This window comes from Sodaliphilus sp. (genome assembly GCF_045598405.1).
Taxonomy (GTDB): Bacteria; Bacteroidota; Bacteroidia; order Bacteroidales; family Muribaculaceae; genus Sodaliphilus; species Sodaliphilus limicaballi.
The window spans coordinates 1-4,437 of record NZ_JAZLLZ010000060.1 but is presented as its reverse complement, the minus strand read 5'-3'; the positions used below and the strand labels follow the sequence as shown (position 1 = coordinate 4,437).

General features: G+C 53.8%; 2 protein-coding genes. Both read left to right on the top strand.

The genetic code is table 11. The features are described from left to right. Positions 1-270 precede the first annotated feature (270 nt). A complete protein-coding gene (locus tag ACKI3C_RS04900; protein ID WP_407402634.1) occupies positions 271-3,465 on the top strand; it encodes an Ig-like domain-containing protein in 3,195 nt (1,064 codons plus the stop codon). 95 nt (positions 3,466-3,560) lie between these two features. After that, entirely contained in the window at positions 3,561-4,253 is a 693-nt protein-coding gene (locus tag ACKI3C_RS04895; RefSeq protein ID WP_407402632.1) for a hypothetical protein, read from the top strand. Positions 4,254-4,437 lie beyond the last annotated feature (184 nt).

The following is a 4,437-nucleotide window of genomic DNA, read 5'->3' as shown; positions in this document are numbered from 1 at the left end:
GGGGAACTCGCGGAAATATTATTAATTTCTGAAAAATTTCCCAAGGAGCAAAAAATTTCCGCGAGTTCCCCGAGTTCCCCGAGAGGTGTGAGTTCCCCGAGAGGTTTGAGTTCCCCGAGAGGGTAATAAACGCCCGAATGAGATTTTATTTTTACACTCCATTAATAATCAATCGGTTACAAAATCCAAAATGAGATAAAATTATAGAAGAATGTGATGGATATATAAAATATACTTCGTAACTTTGCACTACGAAAAAACAACAAAGTTATGAAACGATTCATCATCAACCTGTCGCTTGCCGTCATGGCAATGCTGCTGCCGCTAGACGCAGCAGGCGCACGGCATGCAGTGGACTTCAACCACCCCAAGCAGATGTCGAAAACCGCGCTCGCCGACCTCAAACGCGCCCAGAAGACTGGCGACGGCGAAATGACAGTCGATGCACTCATGCGCTACTCGTTGGCACAAAGTTTCATGGATGCCAGCAACAGCAACATCAACGACATCATTGCCCGCATCGAGCAAGTGTCGCGGCAGGAAACACACCCAGGAGTCAAAGCATTGCTGCTGATGCTCGAGGCACACGTGCTCCAGGCTTACAGCGAGGAGGGCGCCGATGGACTCAAAGAGTATTACCGCGAGGACCAGGACGACAGTCCAGCCCCTGCCGACTATCGCTTGTGGTCAAAAAAGGACTTCGACACCAAGACGGCTGCCCTCTACGACGAAGTGCTTGCGATGCAGGAACCGCTGGCACTGATTCCCGTCACCGCCTACCCTCGCGTGATCAAGACCGGCAAGATGGGAGCCACGCTAGTGCCCACACTGCTGCAGTTTGCCTGCCAGAAGATTTATGAGTACCACCTCATCTTTGGAGACTCACGCATCGACCCCGTGGCACTGTGGCTCGAAAGCACACGTGACAACACCCCGGCACACATCCATGCCATGATCGAGACCTATAAGTATAGCACCGACGACTATGAGCATTATCGCGAAAACGAGCACTCGGCACGGTTCCTGCTTGAGCCCGTATTTCGAGATAAACAGAAAAAATACAGCCTGCTCAGAGACTACATCGCCCGCTTCCCCGACAGCTACTACAAAGCGCAGGTTTACAACGAGATCCACGATCTCGAAGCACCTAGTGTGAGCCTCTCCTTCCCCAGCAGGGTGAAAATGGGCGAGAAAATCAAGGTAAAAGCCCTGCTCGCCAACACCGACCGCTTCACACTCAATATCAGGCAAAAAGACAGCGACACGCCCCTGCGCAAGATAGAAGTCAAGATGCACGAGCCAGCAGGAAAGATACCCTACACAATCGAAGAGGAAATAGAAGTGGATGCGCTGCCTGGATATGGCAACTACGTCATCACCCCATCGCTCGTGGCTGGCGGCAAGGAGTACACTAACAAGCTGGAACACTGGACCAAAGTGAGCGACATCGCCTGCAACCTGCTGGAGAGAAACGACAGCCACGAGGTGATTGTCATGGATGCCTACGGCGGAGCACCCATCGTGGGAGCCAAGGTGACCGAAATACCGCACAAGCTCAGCGCCGACAAGGAAAATGCAGTCACTGCTATAACCGACTCAATGGGCCGTGCGTCATTTTCTTGCTACCCCAAAAACACCCTTATCGTAGGCACTGGCAGTGAGGAGCATCACGATGATTTCCGCACCGTGATTTGTCCGCTCAAGCCCCGAAACATGAAGGAATATTTCACCGACATCTTCACCGACCAGTCATACTACACCGCCGGCGAGGACGCGAAGTGGATGCTTGTGGCATCAGGATGTGTTGGTCACGGTTACACACCTTTCAGCAACAAAGAGTTACAAGTAGTTTTGTGGAAGAATAACGAGGATAACGACGAGGCAATCGACTCGGTCACAGTGATGACCGATGCCACTGGGCGTGCCAGCGGTGCTTTCGCCATGCCGGCAATCAACACCCGGAAGCACGTCTCGTTCTACATCGAGGTGAGTGACCGGGGGCAGAAACTCAATCGCAAAGACATCATCTTGATACCCGGCAACACCCGGCAGCACACGTCAATCGACATGGGCGACAACTTCAAGCACTTCGGCTGCAACGACTCGATAAACCTAGGCGGTAAAATCATCAGTCCCCACGGCACCGCCACAGCGCCACGCACCGTCGAGGCAAAGTGCATGGCAATCAGCGAAAATGACGTCAACACCTTCAACACGCAAGTCGAGACCGACGAACGCGGGAATTTCAACATCGGGTTCCCCGACGAGTTCATCGCCGAGCGCAACAGCACAAGCGGCAAGGCTCAATACCTCTATGTGCTGCAAGTGCAATGCCCCGGCGACAAGGACGTGAGAAGCAACTGCGTGACCTTTACCGTGGGCGATGTGGAAACAGAACCGACGCAGCCCGCAGCCACAGCCCTAGACTCGCTGCTGTGGTGCCCCGCAAAGCTCGTCAAGCCCGACGCCAGCGATGTGGCGCACATCAAGGTGATGAGCGGCGTGCCGCAAGCCAGCGTGCTGTGCATCGTGGCGAGCGACAGCGCCATCATCAGCTGCAAGTGGCTGCAACTGAAGCAGGGCGAGAACACCGTCGATGTGCCTGTGCCCCACGACCGCGACGTGCGCGTGGAGTTTGCCATGCACCACGACATGGAGTTCTATGACCGATATGTGTATGTCGAGCGCAACAAGCGGCTACTCACCGTAACGCCACAGCCAGACCCTGTCTTCACCGCCGGAGAGCACGGCAAACTCACGTTCACCGTCACCGACCAGGACGGCAATCCCGTGCAGGCTGCCATGACAATAGAAGTGATCAACAAGACCGAGGAATACAACATCCGCAACCTGCAGCTGGCTGATAGCAACACCTCTGACTGGATGCGGTTCATGCATTACAACCTGTTTAGCAACAGCTCGGCATGCACTATCACCAACCAAATCACACTGAACAAGGCACTCTTGAAACCGACTTACGTCACATGCCCCAAGCTGTATGAATATGGGCAGGACATGTTTGAAGAAGCATCAGAAGACGTTTGCACCGATGATGACTACACCGACGACGCCACCCCCTGCGACCCGTCGCAGTGCGCTATCAAAGCCGGCGGATACCCGTCGAGAAGCGATTTCAGAGACCATGCCGATAGCCAGCCAGAGGCCACGCCCAGTCCCTACCAGATCAGAGTAAGAGGAGCGGGGTCGGCGCTCACAGCAATATTTGGCCATAAGGCGACACCTGAAAGAGTGCAGAAAATGCTTGTCTCTCTCAATGCCGACAACCGAGGCGTGAAGACAATGCTGTGGGAGCCCCTGCTCACCACCGATGCCGAGGGCAAAGTGACTGTGGAATTTGACGCGCCCTCGTTCGACGGGCACTGGATTGTGAAAGGATTTGTACACGACCAGTTTATGAACAGCACCCCATTCACCCACGAAATCATCACAAGACAAAAACAATAACGCTATGAAACGATTTTTTCTCTATATGTCGCTTGCCGTCATGGCAATGCTGCTGCCGCTAGACGCAGCAGGCGCACGGCAAGTGGATGCTCCTGATGAAGCAGACCAACGACTGGGGATCGTCAAGCCTTGCCGCCGATGCCATTAACTGCCTCATATCCACTGGCGAAGACAGAAATTATCTGCCTGCACACAATATGACAATCACAGTAGGCGACAAGAAACTGCTTTACAAGGAATTTGCCCCCTATTACCACAAGAGCATAAACGCCGCCCCAGGCACAAAGATTACCGTCACTACCGATTGCACTCCCTGCTGGGGCGCAATCTACACGCAACGTGATGCACTGATGAGCGAAATCGCACATAATGCTATTGACGAGCTGGAAGTGAAGAAGGAATGCCTCGTGTATGGCCCGAAGGGTAAGATGCAACAGGCCGACACATTGCATGTGGGCGACAAGGTGCAGGTGCGCATGGTCATCAAGAGCAACCGCGACCTCGATTTCGTCACAGTGACCGACGAGCGTGCGGCATGCCTAGAACCCGCAGACCAGCTCTCGGGCTACCGCTACATGGACGGCATGGGTTATTACCTCGAAACACGCGACGCAAGCACCAAAGCGTTCATTACTAGCATGGGCAAGGGCACTCATGTCATCACCTACGACGCCTACGTCACATCGCCCGGCACATATAGCACCGGGGCTGCCCACGCCCAGTGCCAGTATGCACCGCAAGTCACCGCCCACACCGCCGGCGGCACCCTCAACGTGACGAAACGATAAATACCTCAACTCAAGAGAGTTTCGCAATCTGCAATTTGCTGTCTTGCATATGAATAAAGTATTCAACGCGCCAAAGGAGCGTGGTCGCACTTTGTGCGACTATTGATAACTCAACTTTAGCTTTTATAGCAATTGCTGCTAATTTGTTGTCCGGCAGGACAATACCTGAATAACCCCCACCGCC

What these genes read in the sequence shown, in the direction of transcription:
- ACKI3C_RS04895 (WP_407402632.1), top strand. Translation starts at nt 3,561, where the DNA reads ATGAAGCAGACCAACGACTGGGGATCGTCAAGCCTTGCCGCCGATGCC.
- ACKI3C_RS04900 (WP_407402634.1), top strand. Translation starts at nt 271, where the DNA reads ATGAAACGATTCATCATCAACCTGTCGCTTGCCGTCATGGCAATGCTG.